Source organism: Microbacterium sp. NPDC056044 (assembly GCF_042267145.1).
Classification (GTDB): domain Bacteria; phylum Actinomycetota; class Actinomycetes; order Actinomycetales; family Microbacteriaceae; genus Microbacterium.
In genome coordinates, this window is the sequence record NZ_JBHJWZ010000001.1 from 84,505 (window position 1) to 105,353 (window position 20,849).

Here is a 20,849-nt window from a genome sequence, read left to right on the forward strand (position 1 = left end):
CAAAGATATGTGACCGCCGATGTTCACACTCGCGTGAGGATGCGCAAATGATCAGATCTCGACGTCTTTCCCTCTCGATCGCCGCTGGTGTCGCCGCCGTCGGACTCCTGCTCACCGGGTGCGGCTCCGGCGGCAGCCCTGGCGACGCACTACAGTCGAGCGCGTCGGCCGAGATCCAGACCGGAGGCGTCGCGCAGATCGCGGCGCTGACCGAGATGCAGGGCTTCGATCCCGTGAGGGTGACGAATGTCGGTTCCGGGCTCGAGCGCGCAGCCGCCATCATGGACACCCTGCTCTACCGCGACGAGCTCACCGACGAGGTCTCGCCGAAGCTCGCTAAGGGCATCTCGTCCACCGACGGTCAGACGTGGGTGCTCGAGCTGCGCGAAGGGGTGAACTTCTCCGACGGCACCCCGCTGGACGCCGAGGCGGTGATCTTCAACCTGCAACGGCACATCTCGCCCGACTCCACGAGCACCGCGAAGGCGATGCTCTCGGCGATCGACACGATGGAGGCGACGGGCGACCACGAGGTCACCTTCACCTTGAAGCAGCCGAGCGGCTCGTTCCCGCTCGCGCTGACGGGCTCGTCGCCCGCGAGCCTCATCGGGTCGCCAGCGGCGCTCGCCGACCCGGAGGCGTTCAACGCGAACCCGGTCGGCGCGGGACCCTTCGTGCTCGAATCGTGGGTGCGGGACGACACTCTCACGCTGACCAAGAACGCCGACTACTGGGACGAGGGCAAGCCCTACCTCGACGGCGTGGAGTACCACGTGCGCGTCGATCCGCAGACCCGCACGGACGACCTCATCGCCGGCGGCACCGATCTCGCCCTCGTACCGGGTTCGGCCTGGACGCAGGTCGGATCCATCCCGACGATCGAGCTGAAGCCGATCCCCACGGGCGGTGAGGCCGTCATCCCCAATGCCTCGAAGGGGCCGTTCGCCGACGCGCGGCTGCGCGAGGCCCTGCTGTACACCTTCAGCGGTGAGACCACGGCCGGCGTGCTGTTCGGCGGCACCGAGAACTGGGACGGCACGACCGACTGCATCCCGTTCCCGGTCGGCTCACCCGCCTGCCTCGACGGTGCGACCTACCCGCAGGATCTCAAGAAGGCACGCAAGCTCGTCGGGGAGTATACCGCGGAGCACGGCGAGCCCGTCGTCGACTACGTCCACTACGCGATCCCGTCGTTCGCGACCGAGGCGCAGTACGTGCAGTCGCAGCTGGCCGAGATCGGCATCACCGCGAACCTGCGCGCGGTCGACACGGCCGCCCACACGCAGGCGCAGGCGAACGGCGACTACGAGCTGCTGCAGGGCTCGACCGCGTCGTCCGGCTTCCCGACGGTCTGGAGCCGCTATTACTCGGGCGGGCAGAACTGGGGTCGCGCGGCGATCCCCGAGCTCGACGCGGCCCTGCTCGAGGCGCGCGACGCCGTCGACCTGAAGGACCGCAACGCCGCGTGGCAGGAGGTCGCCGGGATCATCCGCGACGATGCCGTGCTCGTGTGGATCGCGCCGTACCAGATGGCGATGGCGCACTCGGCCGATCTGCACCTGGGGATCACGGGTCACCCGTGGGAAGGCAGCACGATGGTCTACCTCGACGAGGCATGGCTGTCGCAGTAGCGAGCGCCGAGCGCCTGGCGCGCTTCGCCGCGGGCGTCGACTGGGAGTCCCTTCCGGTCGACGCCCGCGCGGCGGCGAAGCTGCTGGTGCTCGATACCCTCGTCTGCATCGTCGCGGGGACCGCCGTGGAGCCGCGCACGTCCAGGCTCACCGCGGCGATGCTGCGCACCGCGGGCGTCGGCCGCAGCGCGGTGGCGGGGGAGGCGGAGCGGATGGATGCTGCCACCGCCGCGGCTCTCAACTCAGAGTTCGGCGGTGCGCTGAGCGCACAGGAGAGCCTCTTCTTCTCGCACACCGCCAACCTCCATCTGGCGACGGCCCTCGCGGTGGCGGAGCAGGAGGGCCGCAGCGGCGTGGACGTCCTCGAGGCGTTCGTCGCCGGCTTCGAGGTCTCGGGAGCACTCCACCTCGCGCGCCGCCCGCCGCTGCCGCCGCAGACTCCGGTCGCGGAGTTCCAGCCCAGCCGCAACGAGTACATGACGATCGGCGCGGCTGTCGCCGCAGCGGTCGCCCTCGGCGAGGATGAGGCCACTGTCGCGCACGCCCTCTCGATCGCCGCGGCCCTCGCCCCGGGAGACGGCGGCAACGTCGCTCCTCTCGCTGACGTGAACTACTGCGATTACGCGAGCAAGGCCCGTGCTGCCGTCGACGCGGCACACCGCGCCGCCGCAGGGCTCACGGGCAGGCTCGAGTGCGTGGACGAGAAGCTGCTCGCCGGGGTGCAGCATCCCATCCCGTCGTTCGAGGACCTCGGCCGGGTGTGGTCGGTGACGCAGACGTCGATCAAGTTCTTTCCCGGGTGCCGCTTCATCAGCGGTCCGATCGGCGCGTTCGCCGCGATCGTGCGCGACGAGGGGCTGCGTGCCGGCGAGATCGACGCGGTCGAGGTGCGCGTCAGCGCGCTGGCGCTGAGCAACCCGAAGATCCCGAGGGTGTTCGATCCCGATCCTGCGGATGCCGCCGACCCGCTCAACCTCGTGTTCAACGCGCCCTATCACGCGGCGCTCGTCGCGCACGGCGTCGAGCCGGGGCCCGAGTGGTACGACGCGCGCACGCGCGCCCGGGCCGATGTGGTGTCGTTCCTGCCGCGGGTGCGCGTCGTGGAGGATCCGGCCATGTCGGAGCGGCTGCGCGACGCGGCGGCTGCCGAGCGGCACGGGCGCGTGGCCTTCAGCGGGGGAGCGGGAGTGGTCGTGCGCGCGCGGGGATCGGTGTTCACGGCGTCGTGCGATTACGTGCGCGGCGACCCTGTCCGCGGCGCTCCCGCCGCGGCATACGACGAGGTCGTCGCGAAGGCGCACGGCTTCCTGGATCCGATCCTGGGGGTCGCCCAGGTCGCGCGACTCTGCGAGGCGGCGGCCCGGCTCGACGAGATCGAGGACCTCGCAGAGCTCACCGGTCTGCTCGGCGCACGCCGGCTGCCCGCCGCCTCCCTGTGACGGGACCGCTCAGCGGCCGCTCCACCGGGGCGGCCGCTTCTCGGCGAACGCCCGCGGGCCTTCCTGCGCGTCCGCCGAAGCCCCGACGATGCGTCGGAGCTCGGAATTGAGCTCCCACGCCCGCTCGTCGTTCTCGAGCGCGAGCATGATGCGCCGGGTGGCGTCCACGGCCAGCGGCGCGCCGGCGGCGAGACGATCGGCCAGTCCGAGTGCTTCCGCGCGGAGGTCTTCGGCCGGCACGACCTCCGAAACGATGCCCCACGCGAGCGCCGTGTCGGCGTCGATAGAGTCGCCTGTCGCCGCCAGCCGCAGCGCGCGCTGACGCCCGATCACCTGCGGCAGCCGCACGATCCCGCCGCCGCTCGCGAGGATGCCGCGGGTGGCTTCGGGCAGGGCGAAGCGGGCTTCGGGCACGGCGATCGCGAAGTCGCAGCTCAGCACCAGCTCCAGTCCGCCGCCGTATGCCAGGCCGTTGACGGCCGCGATCGAGAGAGTCGAGCGACGCCGCTCGAGGAGGTCGTGGGCGAACCGCTCGCGTTCGGCGGCGGTCTCGCTGTCGGAGATGCGCTCCTTGAGGTCGCCGCCGGCGCTGAACGCGCGGTCGCCCGCACCGGTCAGCACGACGACGCGTACGCTCGGATCCTCGTCGGCGGCGAAGAACTGCTCGATCAGGGCGTAGCCCAGCGGGCGAGAGATCGCATTGAGCGATCGCGGACGGTTGAGCGTGAGGATCCGAACGGGACCGGCGTCCTCGACGAGCAGCAGCGGCGCCGCGTCCTCGGTCATGCCGCCACGCTCCGCACCGCGCCGCTGAGCATGGCGAGCTCCTCCGCCTGCGCGGGGAGTTCGTCTGTCTCGACGCCGAGAAGCTGGATCGCGACATGATCGGCGCCCGCCGCGAGATGCTCGGCGACGGCCTGGGCGATGGCATCCGCATCGCCCGCCGCGACGAGGGCACGTGCCACAGCATCGCCGTCTGCGGGGTCGAGCCCCATGCGCTCGACGTGCCGGGCGTAGTTGCGCTTGGCGAGCAGGCCCGCCGTGTGGCGTCGCGCGGCGTCGGGCACGCTGTGCTGCTCACCCAGCACGACAGCCAGCTGGGGGACGAGCAGGGGGACCCGGCCGAGCACGGCTCGCGCACCGGCCGTGTGCGCTGCGGACGCGAAGTACGTGTGCGCGCCATCGGCCTGCTCGGCGCTGAGCCGCAGCATGCGGGGGCCGAGCGCGGCGAGCAGCATCGGCGGCGAGGCCGGGGTGCCGGACACGGCGCGCACGGCGCGGAGGTACTCGCCGGCCGTGTCGACGACGGATGCCGGCACCCCGTCGCCCGTCAGTTCGCGATGGCTCGTGCCGAACCCTGCGATGAACCTCGAGGGATGACGCGCGTGGATCGCCTGCACCTGTCGCGCCGCGGTGGCGGCGTCACGGACCCGCATGTTCGCGATGCCGGTCGCCGTCGTGAGCGAGGCCGTGGCGCGAAGCATCTCGTCATGGACGTCGAAGATGTCGCGCCCGGTGAGGACCTCGCCGCCCCAGACCGCCCCGAAACCGGCGCTCTCGGCGGCCACGGCCACGGCAGCCGGCACGCCCTCCGACGCGCGGGTCAGACCGCCCGCCCACAAGCCCACCGGGCCGATGCGCCGGCGGATGCCGTCGAGCGCGACCGCCCGGTCGGCGGTCACACCGTGATCCGCAGGTCGTCGAAGCGCGTGCCCGCCGTGTAGGGCCCGAAGGTCAGCAGCAGCGAACCCGGCGATGCCAGTGCGACGCCGGTTCCGAGGACCGACGCGTCGTCCCGGCGTTCCAGCCGCGCGATCGTCACGAGGCGGATGCGCGCGCCCGGCGTGGCGGGGTCGCGGATCGTGAGCTTGTGGCCGTGGTCGTCGGGCTCGATCCACGGCTCGACCACCGGGAGCGTCAGCGCACCCTCGTAACCGGTGACCGTCACCGCGCCCGAGAAACGGAGCGCGTCGCTGTCGGCGCCGGCGGACGGGAACAGGAAGCCGCCGGGGGAGTCCTGCGCGCCGTCGCCCAGGATCACCTCGCCGTCGTCGAGCTCGCCGACGTAGGCGAGCAGCGATCGGCGGATGGGCCATTCCAGTGACGCCACGGTGCGCCTCCTCCTCGACGGTCGCGAGCCGTCGCGCCGGCCGCGTGGATCGAGCCTACCTGATCAAAGATCAGGTGTGGCGGGTCCGTGGAGATACGTGATGGAGAGCAATCACGCCGGGGTCACGAGCGACTGCGCGTACAGGCCGTCGGCCAGCGCACCCACCGCGGTGAGCGTCGCGTTCACGTCGACCGGATCCCACGACGCCATCGCGCGACCGATGGGAGCGAGTTCGAAGGCCTCCATCACCTGCAGCAGGTGGCGGCCGCCGATCGTCGCCTCGGTCACGGTGCTGCGGCCGTCCGCCGGGTTCGGCGACCGCACGACGAGCGCGTCGTCGGCGAGCTTCGCGATGTGACGGCTCACCGACGACGGGTCGATGTGCGCCCGCGCGGCGAGGTCGCCGATGTCCATCGGCGGGGACCCGGCGCACACCCGCAGGAGGAAGAGGGACTGCGGGCTCAGCCGCGCGCCGGCACGCTCGATGAGGGCCCGGGCGTACGACGGGTGATACACGATCGGCGCCGCCCACTGGGCGAACGCGACCAGCACCGAGATGTCACGGGCGCCCACGTTCGGCGCGGCTCCCGCGCCGAGCCCCCGCAGCTCGGGCCGCTGTGCGAGATCCGCGTGCAGCCGCGGGATTCCGGTCCAGAGCGCCTCGCGGGCGGTGTCGTCCAGCGGGGCGATGGCGTTCTCGTAATCGGCCGGCCAGTGGTGGCCCCAGCGGCTGCGCACATCGAGGCCGGCGTCCGAGAGCGCCAGCACGGCGGAGCGCCCGTCGTGCGGAGCGGTCGCGCGCGCGACGAGGCCGAACTCCTCGAGCCTGGTCGCCTGGCGACTCGCCCGCGCCACGCTCACCCCGGTCGCCGCCGCGAAGCGCGAGATCGTGAGATCGGGCTCGCGCTCGATGACGACGAGCGCCGCATTGTCGAGCGGTGTCAGCGGCAGGCCGGTCTCGGCGGCGACGCGATCGCGCACGGCGGTGCTCCGCGCCCGGAGCTCGAGGATGCGGAAGTAATCCAGCAGCGGATGTCTGAGCTGCGAACGCACGAGACCACCATACTTCCCGGTTGCGACTGTTTGCCAAAACTCATATAACGGATGCATGACTTCCACTGCCGACGACGTCAGTACGCTGAGTTTCGCCGACCTCGCCTTCTCCCGACACAGTGTGAGGGCCTTCCTTCCCGACCCCGTTCCGGCCGAGCGGCTCGAGAGCGTGTTCGCGATCGCACAGCAGACCGCGTCGTGGTGCAACGCCCAGTCGTGGCAGGTCGACCTCACCGGCACCGCGACCACGCGCCTGCTCGCCGACGCCCTTCTCGCAGACGTGCGTGCGAACCCCGCCGGCGGCAGCGACATCCCGCCGCCGGCGAGCTACGAGAACGAGTACGCCGAGCGCCGCCGCGGCTCGGGCTACGCCCTCTACAACGCCCTCGGCATCGCGCGCGACGACCGTCCGGGCCGTACGCGGCAGATGCTGCGCAACTACGAGTTCTTCGGCGCCCCCCACGTCGCGATCGTCTCCAGCCCCGTGGCGCTCGGTCCCTACGGCTACGTCGACTGCGGCGGGTTCGTCGCGAACGTGCTGAACGCGGCGCAGAGCCTCGGCCTCGGGGCCATCGCGCAGGCGGCCGTCGTGCTGCGGCCGAGGGCGATCCGCAGCGTCCTCGCGATCGGCGAGGACCGCCACCTCGTGTGCGGCATCGCCCTGGGCTACGAGGACCTCGACGACCCCGCGAACGCGTTCCGCACCGAACGGGCGACGTTCGACGAGACCGTGCGGATCCACCCGTGACGAGTCCGGCTCCCGGTCTGTGGGCCGGCCTGCGCGTCGTCGACCTCTCCACCGGCATCGCCGGCGCGTACGCCGCGCGGGTGTTCGCGGGGCTGGGCGCCGATGTCGTCAAGGTCGAGACGGTGCGGTGGCCCGACCCGCTGCGCGACCTCGGCGCCGACCTCGGCGACGGCATCTCGACCGCCTTCGCCGCGTGCAACGCGGGCAAGCGCTCGGCGCTGCTCGACACCGATTCGCCCGAGGGCCGCGCGGCGCTCGAGCGCCTGGTCGCGGCATCCGATGTCCTGATCGACTCGGCCGGCGCGGGCCAGCGTGCCGCGCTGGGCATCGGTGCCGACGAGGTCGCCGCCCGTCACCCGCATATCGTGCACGCCTCGCTCACGCCGTTCGGCGATCGCGGCCCGTACGCCGGCCACGCGGCCGACGACTTCGTCATCGCCGCGCTGTCGGGCCTCATGGCGGTGCAGGGGGAGCGGGACCGTGAGCCACTGGCGACGGGGACGGATGCTGTCGCCTACCTCACCGGCAACGCCGCGGTCGTCGGCATCTCGGCGGCGCTCGCCGGTCGCGATCGCGATGGACGTGGGCAGCACGTCGACGTGCGTGCGCTCGAGGTCGCCGTCGCGACCCAGATCTTCGACACCGTCGCGTACTCGTACACCGGCATCGAGCGCCCCCGCCGCGCCAACGACCCCGCCGAACCGTGGGCGGTGCTCGCGACCCGCGACGGGCACATCGCCGCCGCCCGGTCGGCGATGAGCGCGTGGGAGGAGCTGTGGATCCCGGTGTTCGGCGACGCGGTTCCCGAGTGGGTGCTCGACCCGACGGTGGCGGCGAGCGGGGACGAGGTGCGCACAGCGCTCGGCGCCCTGGTCGCCACGCGCGACAAGCGAGAGCTCGTCGAGCTGTGCCAGCTGCTCGGGCACATCGTGGGCGAGGTGCTGACCATCCCCGAGGTGCTGGAGTCGCCGCAGCACGAGGCGCGCGGATTCTTCGACGAAGTGCCCTACCCGTCGGGGCGCGTACGTCAGCCCGGCCCGCCGGTGCGCTTCTCCGACACGCCGTGGCGCACGGTCGCCGACGGCGCACTGCGCGCTCCAGCGCTCGGTGAGCACACCGCGGAGGTGCTCGCCGAGCTGACCGGGGACGCCCACCCCGGGGCCGTTGCCGCGCCCGCCCGCACCGAGCCGCCGCTCCGCGGGCTGCGGGTGCTGGACTTCACGATGGGGTGGGCCGGTCCCTACGCGACGGAGCTGCTCGCCGACCTCGGCGCCGACGTCGTCAAGGTCGAATCCGTCACTCGCACCGACTGGTGGCGCACCGCGCGCCGCATGTTCACCGGGGGCGTCGACGACCCCGACTGGCTGTGGGAGATGTCGCCGCTGTGGAACAGCGTCAACGAGTCCAAGCGCGGCATCACGCTGGATCTCTCCGACCCGCGCTGCCGCGACATCATCCGCCGGCTCGCGGCGCAGGCGGACCTCGTGATCGAGAACTTCACGCCGCGCGTGATGGGCTCGTTCGGGCTCTCGTACGACGCGATCCGCGCGCTCAACCCGGGCGCCGTCATGGTCTCGATGCCGGGATTCGGTGCGGGCGGACCCTGGGGGGCCTTCCGCAGCACCGCCCTGGTCACCGAGGCCATGGCGGGCCTGACGGGGCGGGGCGGCCACCCGGACGGGCCGCCCCAGGTGATCCAGATGAGCCCGGCCGACCCCAACGCGGGGCTGGTCGCCGCGTGGGCCGCGATGGCGGCCGTGCGGGCGGCGCGGCGCTCGGGGCGCGGGCAGCGCATCGAGGTCGCGCAGGTGGAGGCGATGACGCACCACCTCTCGTTCGACCTGCTCGAATTCCAAGCGACCGGCGAGGAGCCCGCGCGGCGAGGCAACAGCGTCCCGGGCGCCACGGTGTCGGGCTGCTGGCCTGCTGCCGGCGACGACGCATGGGTGGTGGTGTCGACGACGGATGCCGCGGCCCTCGCGCGCGTCGTCGGCTCGGCCTCTGCGGACGCGGTGTCGCGCTTCATCGCCGCGCGCGATCCCCGTGCTGCGGCGGCAGAGCTGCAGGCGGCGGGCGTCGCGGCGGCGCCGGTGCAGTCCGCCCGGGAGGTGCTCACGGACCCGCAGCTCGCAGCATCCGGATTCTTCCATCGCACCGATCGCGCGTACGTCGGCGCGCACGCGTACCCGTCGGCGCCGTTCCGGCTCTCGACGTCGCCGGTCGTGCCGCGGACGGCGGCACCGACCCTCGGCGCCGACACCCGCGCCGTGCTCGGCGACTGGCTGGGTATCGACGCGGGGGAGGTCGACGAGCTCGAGGCCGACGGCGTCAGCGGCACCGAGCCCCGCGGCTCGCGCGACGGCAAGGTGCTGCAGCCGTGACCGGCGAGACCGCGTCCGAGCCCGAGGTGCTCACCGCGCGCAGCGGCCGCACCTTCGTCATCACCCTCAACCGCCCACGCGTGCGCAACGCGATCAACGGGGCGGTCGCGCGGGGGATCCACGCCGCGCTCGACGAGCTCGAAGCGGACCCGTCGCTCAGCGTCGGCATCCTGCACGGGGCGGGCGCCGGCTTCTGCGCCGGCAACGACCTCAAGAGCCTCGGCATCGCCGGGGACTCGTCGATGACCGGCCGGGGGTTCGCGGGCATCGTGGAGCGACCCGGCGCGAAGCCGCTCATCGCGGCCGTCGAGGGGTTCGCCGCCGGCGGCGGGTTCGAGATCGCGCTCGCGTGCGACCTCATCGTGGCGGGGCGGTCGGCGCGCTTCATGCTGCCCGAGGTGTCGCGCGGTCTCGTCGCCGGGGGCGGCGGCATCCTGCGGCTGCTGCAGCGCGCGCCGCGCGGCGTCGCGCTCGAGCTGCTGCTGACCGGCGCGACGACGACGGCGGAGCAGCTCGGGACGTGGGGCGTGCTCAACCGGGTCGTCGACGACGGCGACGCGCTCGCGGCGGCCCACGTGCTGGCCGACGCCATCGCCGCCAATTCCCCCGTGGCGCTCGCCGCGACCAAGCGCATCATCGACGAGTCGGCCGACTGGCCGGAGGCCGAGTTCTTCGAGAGGCAGCGGCCGATCCTCACCGAAGCCGTCCGCTCGCCCGACGCGCGCGAGGGCGCGCGCGCCTTCCTCGAGAAGCGGGCGCCGCAGTGGCCGTCCGCCCGGGCCCACGCGGCCACAGACGAAAGGAAATCCTGATGACAGACGCCGAAGAGACGTTCGTCGAGTTCGACCGCCACGGCGAGGTCGCCGTGATCCGCCTCAACCGGCCTCAGCGCATGAACGCGATGGGCGCGCTGATGCTCGGCCAGCTCCGCGATGCGTACCGTGCCCTCGTCGAAGACGATGACCTGCGCGTCGGCGTCATCACCGGCACCGGGCGGGCCTTCTGCGCCGGGCGTGACATCAAGGAGGGCGCCGAGGCGGGGGCCAGGCTGCAGGACCAGGCGACGTCGGCCAACACCGATCTCTTCATGGAGAACAACTCGCCGAAACCGCTCGTCGCCGCCGTCAACGGCTACGCGGGAGGTGCCGGGTTCTATCTCGGAACGCGCGCGGTCGACTTCAGCGTTGCCGCGCGATCGGCGACGTTCCAGATCGCCGAGGTGCCCCGCGGCATCCTGCACGGCTGGCAGACCGGGTTCTGGATGGGCCTCGGCCGAGCCGCGGCGCACGAGCTCGCGTTCGGCATGAAGGTCTCCGGTCAGCGCGCGTACGACATGGGCCTCGTGAACCGCGTGTGCGACGACGACGAGCTGCTCGACACGGCGCTCGCCGCGGCGCGCGAGATCGCGGCGATGCCGCCCGAGGTCATCCGCGACAATCGCGCGCTGCTGAAGCAGATCGCCCCGGCGGTGCCGCAGCAGCTGGTCGACGCGGCCCTCGAGCTGCGCCTCGAGATCCAACGGCGACGAGGCGACGGAGACGCGGAGTTCCTGGCTGCTCGGGGCGCGGGCGCGGCGGCCGCTCGCGCGTGACCGACGGCGCGGCGCGGGCGCTCGAGGGCGTGCGCGTGCTCGAGGTGGGGTCCGATCTCGCGGCGTCGTGGTGTGCGCGGCTGCTGGCGGGCTTCGGCGCCGACGTGGTGCGCGTCGACCTCGTCACCGACACGGCGGAACCGCACGCGGCGAGCGGAGACCACGCGGCGGGCATTGCCGCGCGGGCGCGCCGCCTGCACGCCGACGCGGGCAAACGCAGCGTGCGCATCGACGCGCGCCAGGCGCGTGATCGCGAGCGATTGCGGCGGCTCCAGGAGGCCGCCGACCTGGTCGTGACAGCTGCCGTGGGTGCCGAGGCGCAGACGCTGGGGGTCGAGCCCCGGGAGTTCGCCGCACGGTGCCCCGGCGTCCCTCTCGTGGCCATCACGCCCTTCGGCGTGACGGGGCTCCGGGCAGGCGAGGCCGCCACGGATCCCACGCTGATGGCGATGGCCGGCTGGATGAGCGTGCAGGGCGCCTCCGACGGCCCACCGGTCGGCGCCGGCGGCGACTATGTCGCGCACCTCAGCGGTGCTGCGGGGGCGCTCGGCGCCGTCGCAGCACTGCTGGTCGCCGAGGCCGGCGGCGGCGGCCAGCTCGTCGAGGTGCGCGCGATCGACGTCGCTCTCGGCTCGACGATGTTCGATGCCACCGGCTATGCCGGCACGGGGCGTCTGCGCCCACGCCGGACGACCGAACCCGGGCAGTCGTGGGCGGTCTTCGCCACCGCCGACGGCCACGTCAGCGTCAGCTCGTCCGCAGCGCGTGCGTGGGTTTCGCTGTGGGCAGTGGTCTTCGGCGAACAGGCTGTCGGTGATCGCCTCGCGCGGGACGGACAGCCGTCGGATGCCGAGGATCTCGAACGACTGGCCGCGCTCATCGCGACGCGCGAGAAGCGCGAGCTGATGGAGCTCGCGCAGCTGCTGGGACATCTGGTGGGCGAGGTCGCATCCCTGTACGACGTGCTCGAGCTTCCGCAGCTCACCCAGCGCGACTGGTTCGTCGACATCCCGACGTGCGAACGCGGCGACCGCCTCGTCCTGCGTGCGGCTGGCGCGCCCGTCCGCATCCCGCACCTGCCGTGGGCCGGCGGCGGGGTCGCGCCCGCACCTGGTGCGCACGACGACGCCGTCGATGCCGAATGGCAGGATGGCTCGCGTCCCGCCCCGACAGCGACCCCGGCCCTCCTGACCGCGGCGTCGCTCCCATTCGCGGGTCTCCGAGTCGTCGATCTCACGGCGGGGTGGGCGGGACCCTACACGACGCAGCTCCTCGCGGATCTGGGCGCCGAGGTCGTCAAGGTCGAATCCGTCGGGCGCACCGATTGGGTGCGCACGGCGCGACGGTTCTTCACCGGGCCCGACGATGTCGTCGAGCACCTGTGGGAGACCTCACCGATGTTCAACGGCGTCAACGAGGGCAAGCTCGGCGTCACCCTGGACCTGACGGATGCCGAGTGCCGCGGCATCCTGCTCCGGCTCGTCGAGTCTGCCGACGTCCTCGTCGAGAACTTCACCCCCCGCGTGATGCGCAACCTGGGACTGACGGACGAGGTACTCCGGGCTGCGCGGCACGACCTCGTCATCGTGTCGATGCCGGGGATGGGCCGGGAGGGACCATGGTCGGACTTCCGGGCCACTGCGCTTGTGACCGAGGCAGTCGCCGGTGTGACGAGCAGGTGCGGCTACCCCGACGGTGTGCCGCAGGTGGTCGCGCAGCAGCACGCCGATCCCAACGCGGGCCTCGTGGGCGCGTTCGCGACGGCGCTCGCACTCCGGCACCGGATGCTGACGGGGCAAGGCGGGTGCATCGAGGTCGCCCAGCTTGAAGCCCTTGTCACCCACGTGGGTGCGGAGCTGCTGGCGACCCAGCTGCTCGGCGCCGTGCCCCCACGACGGGGAAGCGGCGTTCTGGGGGCACAGCCGAGCGGATGCTTCGCGGCCGCGGGAGACGACGAATGGATCGTGCTCTCGGCGATGGACGACGCCGAGTGGGTCGCGCTCGCGGGGATCCTGGGCGGCGCCGCCCCCGCCTGGACCGATGCGGAGGCGCGTGCCGCGCACGCGGAGGAGGTGACAGCGTGGGCCGCCGCGCGCTGCGCGGAGCGGGACGCCGCCGCCACGGCCGCCGAGTTGCGCGCCGCCGGGGTGCCGGCCGCGCGCGTGGCATCGGCCGCCGATGTGCTCTCGGATCCGCTACTGGCGGACGCGTTCCACGTCGTCGAGCGGGAGTGGGTCGGCAGCTGGCCGTACCCCTCGTCGCCGTTGCGACTGTCGCGGACGCCGTGCGCGCCCCGCACCGCTGCACCCACGCTCGGGCAGCACAACGCCCGCGTGCTCGGCGGCCTGCTCGGCGTGTCCGCGGAGGCGCTCGACGCGTGGGAGGAAAAAGGCCTGATCGGTAACCGTCCGCGATCGCTGTGACAACGGGGGATCCCGCCGAGCGGAATTCGTTACGTGATGTTTATCATGCATTCCCGTGACTTTTGATCAAAAATCCAGTAGAAATGGTTCCTGAGCCGCGAAGCTGCGGTCGGAACACGCCGCGCGACGTGGGGCGGCGGAAAGGATGCTCGATGAAGAACAAGCGAATGCGCATCGGCCTCGCGGCGGGGGCCGCAGTGTTCGCGCTCGCGTTGAGCGCGTGTGCGGGGACGAGCGGGGGCGCACCGGCGGAGCCATCCGCCACGGCCGAGATCCAGACCGGCGGCGTCGCGCAGATCGCCGCCCTCAGCGAGATGCCGGGCTTCGACCCGGTCAAGCTCGCGAACGTCGGCACCGGCATCGAACGCGCCGCGCAGGTGATGGACACCCTGCTCATGCGCGACGACCTCACCGACGAGGTGTACCCGAAGCTCGCGAAGTCCATCACCTCGGACGACGCGAAGGTGTGGACCCTCGAACTGCGCGAGGGCGTGACGTTCACCGACGGCGAGCCGCTCAACGCCGAGGCCGTCATCTTCAACCTCGAGCGCCACATCGCACCGGACTCGACCAGCACTGCCAAGGCGATGCTGTCGGGCATCGAGAGCATGGAGGCGACGGACGAATACGTCGTCACCATCACGCTCGCCGAGCCGAGCGGGTCGTTCCCGCTGGCACTGACCGGCTCGTCGTCGGCGAGCCTCATCGGCTCCCCGAAGGCCCTCGCCGACCCCGCCGCGTTCAACGCGAACCCGGTCGGTGCCGGCCCGTTCGTGTTCGAGTCGTGGACGCCCGACGACAAGCTCGTCCTCAACAAGAACCCCGACTACTGGGATGAGGGCAAGCCCTACCTCGACGGCGTCGTCTACACGGTGATGGTCGACTCGCAGACCCGCACCGACGACCTGATCTCGGGCGGCAAGGACCTCGGTCTGATCCAGGGCAACGCGTGGAACGCCGTGAAGGATCTGCCGAGCATCGTGCTGATCCCCGTGCCCACGGGTGGCCAGGCGCTCGTTCCCAACGCCACGATGGAGCCCGGAAGCGACGAGCGCGTGCGCGAGGCGATGACGATGGCGCTCGACCCGGAGGTGACCGCGCAGGTGCTGTTCGGCGGCACGCAGGTGTGGGACGCCGACGTGTCGTGCATCCCGTTCGCACCGGGCTCGCCCGCGTGCGCCGAGGGCACCACCAACGCCCAGGACATGGAGAAGGCGAAGGAGCTCGTCAAGGAGTACCTCGACGAGGGCGGCAGCCCCGACACCGAGCTCGTCTACTTCCAGACGCTCACCGACCAGGCGACGTACTACCAGCAGCAGTTCAACGAGATCGGCCTCAACGTGACGCTGACGTCGGTGGATGCCGCAACCCTCGCAGCGCGGCAGGCCGCCGGTGACTACGGCATCTTCCTCGGATCGACGGCGTCGGCCGGCTTCCCCACCGTGTGGACCCGCTACTACTCGGGCGGCACGAACTGGGGCAAGGTGGCCTACGACGACCTCGACGAGGCGCTGCTGCGCGCCCGCGACGAGCTGACGCTCGAGGACCGCAACAAGGCGTGGCAGGACGTCGCCGAGATCATCCACGACAAGTCGATCCTGTTCTGGACGTCGCCGTACACCGCGGCCATGGCGCACAGCCCGGAGCTGCACCTCGGCACCCCCGAGCACCCGTATGTGGGAAGCACGATGGTGTACCTCGACAGCGCGTGGCTCGAGCAGTGAGCTGACACCCGAGGGGTGCGCGGCGCCGGCACGTCCGGCGCCCCGCACCCCTCGGGTGCATCCGTTCGAAGCGAGACCGACGAAGAAGACGGGAGCGCGCATGCGCTATGTGGTGACCGGGGCATCCACGGGAATGGGTGCGCAGTTCGTGAGTGAAGTCCGACGGGAGGGCGTCGAGGTCGTCGCGCTCGACGTCGCCGACCCGACCGTCGAGGTGGACGGGTTCGTGCGCGTCGACCTGGCGGATCCGGCGGCGATCGCGGCCGCGGCATCCGCCATCTCCTCTCTCGATGCGCTGGTCAACTGCGCCGGGATCCCCGGCGGCGGTGCAGCGCCCGACGAGACCGTGTTCGCCGTCAACTTCCTGGGCCTCCGGGCGCTCACCGACGTGCTCGTGCCGAAGATCGCGGACGGGGGAGCGGTGCTCAGCATCGGCTCGATGGCCGGCCACCGCTGGAAGGACCGCGCCGACGCGTACCGGCGGCTGCTCGCCGACGGGTCGTTCGAGGCCGGCCTCGCGTGGCTGCGCACGACCGACGAGATCCAGGACCGCCCGGTGTACGCCACCTCGAAGGAGGCGGTGTGGGCATACACGAGCGTGCTCGCGACGAAGCTCTACGCGCGCGGCATCCGCGTGAACTCGGTCGGCCCGGGCCTCGTCGACACGCGCCTGCGGGCCGCATTCGAAGGAACGATGTCGGATGCGGTGCGCGCGCGCATGAACGACATCGTGGGGGCGCCGATCGTCGCGTCCGAGATCACCGCAGTGATGCGGTTCGTCCTCAGCGACGCGGCATCGCGGCTCAACGCGCAGAACCTGGTCGTCGACGGCGGCTACCTGGCAGGAGCGGAGTTCGCCGAATGGACGCTCTGACCTCACTCGTCGAGCCCGCGCTCGTGATCGGCGGCGTCGCCCGCGACACCGCGCGCCGCATCGAGGTGGAGGATCCCGCGACGGGGAAGGTCTTCGCGACCGTCGCCGACGCGACGCTCGCCGACCTCGACGACGCGTTCGCCGCCGCCGCCGCGGCGCAGCCCGGGTGGGCCGCACGCCCGCACGCCGAGCGCGTGGCGCTGCTCGAGTCCGTCGGCCGCCGCCTCGAGGAGCACACCGACGAACTCGCGGCGCTGCTCACCCACGAGCAGGGCAAGCCCCTCGCCAACGCGCGCGGCGAGGTCGGCACGGTGCTGCGGTGGATCGCGGCGCTGTCGGCGTACGACCTCGAGCCCGAGATCCTCGAGCGGACCGACGACAAGATCGTCGAGCTCCGTCGCGAGCCCATCGGCGTGATCGCCGCGATCACGCCGTGGAACGTGCCGCTGGGGCTGGCCGCCTGGAAGTTCGTCCCGGCGCTCCTGGCGGGCAACACCATGGTGCTGAAGCCCTCGCCGTTCACGCCGGTCGCCACCGCACGCCTGGGCGAGCTCGTCGCCGACGTGCTGCCGCCCGGCGTGCTCACGGTGGTCACGGGCGGTGACGATCTCGGGGCGGCCATGACGCAGCATCCGACTCCCCGCAAGGTCACGATGACGGGCTCGGTCGCCACAGGGCGCAAGGTCGCCGTCGCCGCAGGCCACGACCTCAAGCGCGTCACCCTCGAACTCGGCGGCAACGACCCCGCGATCGTGCTCGGCGACGCCGACGTCGCCGACATCGCACCGAGGCTGTTCACCGCCGCCTTCGCCAACAACGGCCAGATCTGCACCGCGGTCAAGCGCGTCTACGCCCACGACGACGTCTACGACGAGCTCGTGGCCGCACTCGGCGCGATCGCGGCCGAGACCGTCGTCGGCAACGGGTTCGACGAGGGCGTGCGCCTCGGCCCGCTCGCGAACGAGGCCCAGCGCGACCGCGTCGAGACGCTCGTCGACGAGGCCGCGCGCGACGGCGCGCGCATCGTGACCGGCGGCAGGCGCATCGACGGCCCCGGCTGGTTCTACGCGCCGACGATCGTCGCCGACCTTCCCGACGGCACCGGGCTCGAGACCGAGGAGCAGTTCGGGCCCGCCCTCCCGGTGATCCGCTACCGCGACCTCGACGACGCCGTCGAACGCGCGAACGCGGGCGACTACGGTCTCGGCGCCTCGGTCTGGGGAGTGGACGCGGATGCTGCGGCCGCCGTCGCCGGCCGGCTCGAGGCCGGCACGGTGTGGGTCAACGCGCACCTGGCGCTCGCTCCCACGCTGCCCTTCGGCGGGCACAAGCACTCCGGGCTCGGCATCGAGAACGGCCGCCTCGGGCTCCACGAGTACACGCGGGTGCGCGTCGTGCACCTGCCGATCACGAAGGGGGCGGCCGGATGAGCGCCGAGGCCCTGGCCGACACCGACCGCGCCGAGGCGCGGCGATCCACCGTGCGCGCTTTCTGGGACCACGTCCACGCGCACCGGTTCGACGACCTGGTGCCGCTGCTGCACGAAGACGTCGAGCGCATCGTGCTCTGGTACGGCGGCCCCGACACGCGCGTCGGCCGGGACGCCTACCTCGAGAAGCTGCGCGAGATCATCCCGTCGTTCGACGAGTGGCATCTCGATCCGGGTCCGATCCACGTGTCGGACGACGGCGCCTACGCGTTCATGCGCTGTCACGAGGTGTTCGTGCGGGGCGACCGCCGCCGCGAGATCGACGAGCTGTTCGAGTACACCTTCGCGCCCGACGGCCGGATCTCGCGGATCAACATCTTCTTCAAGGTCGACCCCGCGATGGCCGCGTCCGTGCTGGAGCGCTACCCGCTGTAGCGGATCCGGTGGTTCGCGTGTCAGCCCATGACGGCGCGGAGCATGGCCCGCTCGATCGAGACGACCTCGGCGATGTAGGCCTGGGCCTCGTCGTCGCTCTCGCAGAGCTGCACGCCGCGCACCCAGCCGCCGAGGGCGCCGGTGATGGCGGCGGCGATGGCGTCGGCGCGGGGCGTGCCCGTCTCGAGGCCGAGTTGGCGGGCGTTGCGCTCGACCCAGATCTCCTGCCCCGAGCGGATCGACGAGACGTCGATGTCGGCGGTGCCGATCGTCTGGAACAGCCGGCCGAGCGAGGCCTCGCGGAACGCGCCCAGGAGGTACGCGTGCGTGCCGGCGACGAAGAGCGCGACGTCGTCGACGACCCCGGCGCTGCGGGCGCCGGCGATCGCGTCGCGCACGCGCTCGCCCTGGCGGCGTCCATAGGAGTGGAACACCTCGAGGAAGAGGTCGGCCTTGCTCGGGAACCGGTTGTACAGCGTGCCGACGCTCATGCCGGCGCGGCGGGCGATGTCCGACATCGCCGCGCCCTGGTAGCCGTGCTCGATGAAGAGCTCGGCGGCGGCATCCAGAGCCGCCCCGGTCGTCGGTGCGGCCGGGGCGGTCCTGGTGGTGGTGTTTGCGATCGTCGTGCTCCGCTCAGCTGCGCGGCATGCCGAGGATGCGCGACGAGATGATGTTGCGCTGGATCTGCGCCGAGCCGCCGTACACGCTCATCGGGCGCGTCTGGAAGTACTGGCCGACGACCTCGGCCGCGCGTCCGGTGACGATGTCGGCGCCGTGGAGCTCCAGTGCCAGGTGGGCGAGCTCCTGGCTCGCCTCGGTCTGCAGGATCTTGGCGACCGAGCCCTCCTCGCCGACGAGCTTGCCCGTCGCGCGCGAGCTGAGCTGCTCGAGCGCCACCAGGCGCACCACCTCGCCGCGGACGTAGGCCCGTGCGAGCTCGAGGCGCACGCGGGGGTCGGCGGTCGCGCCGGTCGCCTTCGCGTGGCGCTCGAGGCTCGCGAGCTGCTTGTTGAGGGTCGAGATCGCGCCGACGTCCGACGGGCCGCGCTCGTAGGCGACCGTGGTCATGGCGATCTTCCAGCCGTCGCCCTCCTCGCCGACGAGCGCCGACGCGGGGACGCGCACGGCGTCGTAGAAGACCTCGCTGGTCTCGGGGTCGCCGTTGGCCAGCACGATCGGCTGCAGCACCAGGCCCGCCGAGTCCATCGGAACCAGGAACGCCGAGATGCCCTTGTGCTTGGGTGCGTCGGGGTCGGTGCGGGCGAGCACGAGGCACCAGTCGGCCCACTGGCCCGCCGAGGTCCACATCTTGTGGCCCGAGATGACGTACTCGTCGCCGTCGCGTACGGCCTTGGTGGTGAGCGAGGCGAGGTCGGAGCCGGCGCCCGGCTCGCTGAAGCCCTGGCACCACTGGATCTCGCCGCTGAGGGTGGGCGGGATGAAGCGGGCGCGCTGCTCGTCGTTGCCGAACATCTGCAGGGCGCGGCCGATGTAGCCGACCATCGCCGGCAGCGACGGGGCGTCGGCGTTGCCGTTCTCTTCGTTGAGGATCGCGTCCATCGTGGGGCTGAGGCCCTTGCCGCCCCACTCCACGGGCCAGGACTGGCCGATGTAGCCGCCCTCGTAGAGCTTGCGGTGCCACGCGAGGCGCTCGGCGGCCATCTCGGCGTTGGTGCGCTCGTCGTCGTGCTTCGCGGGCACGTTCTCGGTCAGCCAGGCGCGCAGCGTCGCGCGGTACTCGGCCTCTTCCGTACTGTCGCGGTAGTCCATGTCACTCTCCTCCGAGTCGTGCGTCGGCGATCGCGCGCAGCTGGGCCTCTTCGCCGCCGAACAGCACGGAGTCGAAGATGGCGCGGCGCGTGTAGAAGTGGGCGATGTGCTCCCAGGTCTGGCCGATGCCGCCGTACAGCTGCATGACGGCCTCGGCGGTAGGCCGGCCGTTGCGGGCGGCGACCGCCTTCGCGGTCCGCGCGGCGAGCAGAGCCTCGCCGGCGTCGAGCTCGTCGACCGACCAGGCCGCGTAGTTCACCGCGGCGGCGATCGCCTCGATGGCCACGTGCGCCTCGGCGGCGATGTGCTGCACGGCCTGGAACGAGCCGATGTGCACGCCGTAGGCGATGCGCTGCTTCGAGTACTCCACGACGCCCGCGAGCGCCGCGCGGAGGGTCCCCGCGGTGTCGGCGGCGAGCCCGGTGAGCGCGAGCGCGGTGAAGCGGTCGAGATCCTCGGGCGACACGCGCCCGCCGCGCTCCCATTCGCCGTCACCGGCCGGCTCCCAGAGCTCGTTCGTGAGGGAGATCGAGTCGAGCCTGCGGGCGCCGGCGATCGGCCGGCGCGCCACGAACGTGCCGCCGTCGTCGTCGCGGAGCACCGTCAGGGCGAAGCCCGACTCGCGGGAGGCGCCCCACAGCACGCCGTTCTCACCGCCGGTGCCGCCGAGCGCGTCGAGGCCCGCATCGAGCAGAAGGCTGTAGTGGTCGGTGCCGGCGAGGAGTCCCGGCAGCCACGCGCCGGTGTCACCGGAGCGGCTGATGAGGTCCACGGCCAGGGCGCCGCCGGCCAGGTACGGGGCGGGGGAGAGGGCCGCGCCGAGCGCCTGCGACAGCAGTGCGATCTCGACACCGCCGGCGAGAGGCGCGCCGTCGGTGCGCTCGCGCAGCTCGAGGAGTCCTGCGGACTGCAGGGTGCTCCATCCCGCCAGGGGATCGGCGCCGTCGATGTCGGACGGGTTCGCGATCCCGATGGACGCGGCGATGTCGTCCGCGAGTTCGCGGAACTCCTGCTGCGTCTCGTCGATGAGGGCCTGCATGCGACTCCTTCGTGCGTGTGCCGGACTGTGATCGTTGCATGAATCCGGTTCATCTCTGAAGCGGCTTCGTCATGAGTGAGGTTCTGGATCACGGGAGGGGATGGATGCTGCGACCCGCGTGGGATCGGCAGTCAGCCGTCGACCTCTGTCACGTAATATGCCTGTTCAGGATGTATTTCGTCCCATACCGGCGTTCCAG

Annotated in this window: 18 protein-coding genes; 11 read left to right on the forward strand and 7 right to left on the reverse strand. The window is 72.1% G+C overall.

Annotated elements, in window-relative coordinates; genetic code table 11:
* Positions 1-47: 47 nt before the first annotated feature.
* Positions 48-1,631 carry an ABC transporter substrate-binding protein gene (locus tag ACFC1I_RS00385; RefSeq protein WP_376005717.1) on the forward strand — a complete coding sequence of 528 codons (1,584 nt, stop codon included), beginning with the start codon at positions 48-50 and terminating at the stop codon, positions 1,629-1,631.
* A complete protein-coding gene (locus ACFC1I_RS00390; protein WP_376005719.1) occupies positions 1,616-3,070 on the forward strand; it encodes an MmgE/PrpD family protein in 1,455 nt (484 codons plus the stop codon). Before ACFC1I_RS00385 ends, ACFC1I_RS00390 begins: the two co-directional genes overlap by 16 nt.
* A 9-nt stretch (positions 3,071-3,079) precedes the next feature.
* Here ACFC1I_RS00390 and ACFC1I_RS00395 read toward each other — a convergent pair whose 3' ends face one another.
* The 4 genes from ACFC1I_RS00395 to ACFC1I_RS00410 form a co-directional block, all read right to left on the reverse strand.
* Positions 3,080-3,856, reverse strand: a complete 777-nt coding sequence (locus ACFC1I_RS00395; protein WP_376005721.1) for an enoyl-CoA hydratase/isomerase family protein — start codon at positions 3,854-3,856, stop codon at positions 3,080-3,082.
* Positions 3,853-4,752, reverse strand: coding sequence for an LLM class flavin-dependent oxidoreductase (locus tag ACFC1I_RS00400; protein WP_376005723.1), 900 nt, complete (start codon positions 4,750-4,752; stop codon positions 3,853-3,855). The genes ACFC1I_RS00395 and ACFC1I_RS00400 overlap by 4 nt, the downstream gene beginning before the upstream one ends.
* Positions 4,749-5,180: an HtaA domain-containing protein gene (locus tag ACFC1I_RS00405; RefSeq protein ID WP_376005724.1), complete on the reverse strand. Its 432-nt coding sequence runs from the start codon at positions 5,178-5,180 to the stop codon at positions 4,749-4,751. The genes ACFC1I_RS00400 and ACFC1I_RS00405 overlap by 4 nt, the downstream gene beginning before the upstream one ends.
* A gap of 111 nt (positions 5,181-5,291) precedes the next feature.
* Positions 5,292-6,233, reverse strand: coding sequence for a MarR family winged helix-turn-helix transcriptional regulator (locus tag ACFC1I_RS00410; protein ID WP_376005725.1), 942 nt, complete (start codon positions 6,231-6,233; stop codon positions 5,292-5,294).
* A gap of 55 nt (positions 6,234-6,288) precedes the next feature.
* Here ACFC1I_RS00410 and ACFC1I_RS00415 point away from each other — a divergent pair, with 55 nt between their 5' ends.
* From ACFC1I_RS00415 to ACFC1I_RS00455, 9 genes are all read left to right on the forward strand, one after another.
* Positions 6,289-6,981: a nitroreductase gene (locus ACFC1I_RS00415; RefSeq protein WP_376005726.1), complete on the forward strand. Its 693-nt coding sequence runs from the start codon at positions 6,289-6,291 to the stop codon at positions 6,979-6,981.
* Positions 6,978-9,362, forward strand: a complete 2,385-nt coding sequence (locus ACFC1I_RS00420; RefSeq protein WP_376005728.1) for a CaiB/BaiF CoA transferase family protein — start codon at positions 6,978-6,980, stop codon at positions 9,360-9,362. Before ACFC1I_RS00415 ends, ACFC1I_RS00420 begins: the two co-directional genes overlap by 4 nt.
* Positions 9,359-10,174, forward strand: a complete 816-nt coding sequence (locus tag ACFC1I_RS00425) for a crotonase/enoyl-CoA hydratase family protein (protein WP_376005730.1) — start codon at positions 9,359-9,361, stop codon at positions 10,172-10,174. The genes ACFC1I_RS00420 and ACFC1I_RS00425 overlap by 4 nt, the downstream gene beginning before the upstream one ends.
* On the forward strand, positions 10,174-10,953 hold the full coding sequence (locus ACFC1I_RS00430) for an enoyl-CoA hydratase/isomerase family protein (RefSeq protein ID WP_376005732.1): 780 nt from the start codon (positions 10,174-10,176) through the stop codon (positions 10,951-10,953). Before ACFC1I_RS00425 ends, ACFC1I_RS00430 begins: the two co-directional genes overlap by 1 nt.
* The gene (locus ACFC1I_RS00435) at positions 10,950-13,376 is read left to right on the forward strand and encodes a CoA transferase (RefSeq protein WP_376005734.1); all 2,427 of its coding nucleotides are present in this window, start codon (positions 10,950-10,952) and stop codon (positions 13,374-13,376) included. Before ACFC1I_RS00430 ends, ACFC1I_RS00435 begins: the two co-directional genes overlap by 4 nt.
* A 152-nt stretch (positions 13,377-13,528) precedes the next feature.
* Positions 13,529-15,100 carry an ABC transporter substrate-binding protein gene (locus ACFC1I_RS00440; protein ID WP_376005735.1) on the forward strand — a complete coding sequence of 524 codons (1,572 nt, stop codon included), beginning with the start codon at positions 13,529-13,531 and terminating at the stop codon, positions 15,098-15,100.
* Positions 15,101-15,200: 100 nt separating this feature from the next.
* Positions 15,201-15,974: an SDR family oxidoreductase gene (locus tag ACFC1I_RS00445; protein ID WP_376005736.1), complete on the forward strand. Its 774-nt coding sequence runs from the start codon at positions 15,201-15,203 to the stop codon at positions 15,972-15,974.
* Entirely contained in the window at positions 15,962-17,404 is a 1,443-nt protein-coding gene (locus ACFC1I_RS00450) for an aldehyde dehydrogenase family protein (protein ID WP_376005738.1), read from the forward strand. The genes ACFC1I_RS00445 and ACFC1I_RS00450 overlap by 13 nt, the downstream gene beginning before the upstream one ends.
* Complete coding sequence (locus ACFC1I_RS00455) at positions 17,401-17,838, forward strand: nuclear transport factor 2 family protein (RefSeq protein WP_376005739.1); 438 nt, start codon at positions 17,401-17,403, stop codon at positions 17,836-17,838. Before ACFC1I_RS00450 ends, ACFC1I_RS00455 begins: the two co-directional genes overlap by 4 nt.
* Before the next feature lie 20 nt (positions 17,839-17,858).
* Here the strand turns inward: ACFC1I_RS00455 and ACFC1I_RS00460 are convergent, their stop codons facing one another.
* From ACFC1I_RS00460 to ACFC1I_RS00470, 3 genes are read right to left on the reverse strand one after another with little or no spacing between them, the layout of a single operon-like run.
* Positions 17,859-18,461, reverse strand: a complete 603-nt coding sequence (locus ACFC1I_RS00460) for a TetR/AcrR family transcriptional regulator (RefSeq protein WP_376006750.1) — start codon at positions 18,459-18,461, stop codon at positions 17,859-17,861.
* Between the two features lie 13 nt (positions 18,462-18,474).
* Positions 18,475-19,611, reverse strand: a complete 1,137-nt coding sequence (locus ACFC1I_RS00465) for an acyl-CoA dehydrogenase family protein (protein ID WP_376005741.1) — start codon at positions 19,609-19,611, stop codon at positions 18,475-18,477.
* 1 nt (position 19,612) lies between these two features.
* Complete coding sequence (locus tag ACFC1I_RS00470; protein WP_376005743.1) at positions 19,613-20,650, reverse strand: acyl-CoA dehydrogenase family protein; 1,038 nt, start codon at positions 20,648-20,650, stop codon at positions 19,613-19,615.
* Between the last annotated feature and the right edge of the window lie 199 nt (positions 20,651-20,849).

Excerpts from the sequence above, each read along its gene's own strand:
- ACFC1I_RS00450 (WP_376005738.1), top strand. The coding sequence starts at position 15,962 with ATGGACGCTCTGACCTCACTCGTCGAGCCCGCGCTCGTGATCGGCGGC.
- ACFC1I_RS00440 (WP_376005735.1), top strand. The coding sequence starts at position 13,529 with ATGAAGAACAAGCGAATGCGCATCGGCCTCGCGGCGGGGGCCGCAGTG.
- ACFC1I_RS00465 (WP_376005741.1), bottom strand. The coding sequence starts at position 19,611 with ATGGACTACCGCGACAGTACGGAAGAGGCCGAGTACCGCGCGACGCTG.
- ACFC1I_RS00470 (WP_376005743.1), bottom strand. The coding sequence starts at position 20,650 with ATGCAGGCCCTCATCGACGAGACGCAGCAGGAGTTCCGCGAACTCGCG.
- ACFC1I_RS00415 (WP_376005726.1), top strand. The coding sequence starts at position 6,289 with ATGACTTCCACTGCCGACGACGTCAGTACGCTGAGTTTCGCCGACCTC.
- ACFC1I_RS00390 (WP_376005719.1), top strand. The coding sequence starts at position 1,616 with ATGGCTGTCGCAGTAGCGAGCGCCGAGCGCCTGGCGCGCTTCGCCGCG.
- ACFC1I_RS00455 (WP_376005739.1), top strand. The coding sequence starts at position 17,401 with ATGAGCGCCGAGGCCCTGGCCGACACCGACCGCGCCGAGGCGCGGCGA.
- ACFC1I_RS00395 (WP_376005721.1), bottom strand. The coding sequence starts at position 3,856 with ATGACCGAGGACGCGGCGCCGCTGCTGCTCGTCGAGGACGCCGGTCCC.
- ACFC1I_RS00445 (WP_376005736.1), top strand. The coding sequence starts at position 15,201 with ATGCGCTATGTGGTGACCGGGGCATCCACGGGAATGGGTGCGCAGTTC.
- ACFC1I_RS00385 (WP_376005717.1), top strand. The coding sequence starts at position 48 with ATGATCAGATCTCGACGTCTTTCCCTCTCGATCGCCGCTGGTGTCGCC.
- ACFC1I_RS00430 (WP_376005732.1), top strand. The coding sequence starts at position 10,174 with ATGACAGACGCCGAAGAGACGTTCGTCGAGTTCGACCGCCACGGCGAG.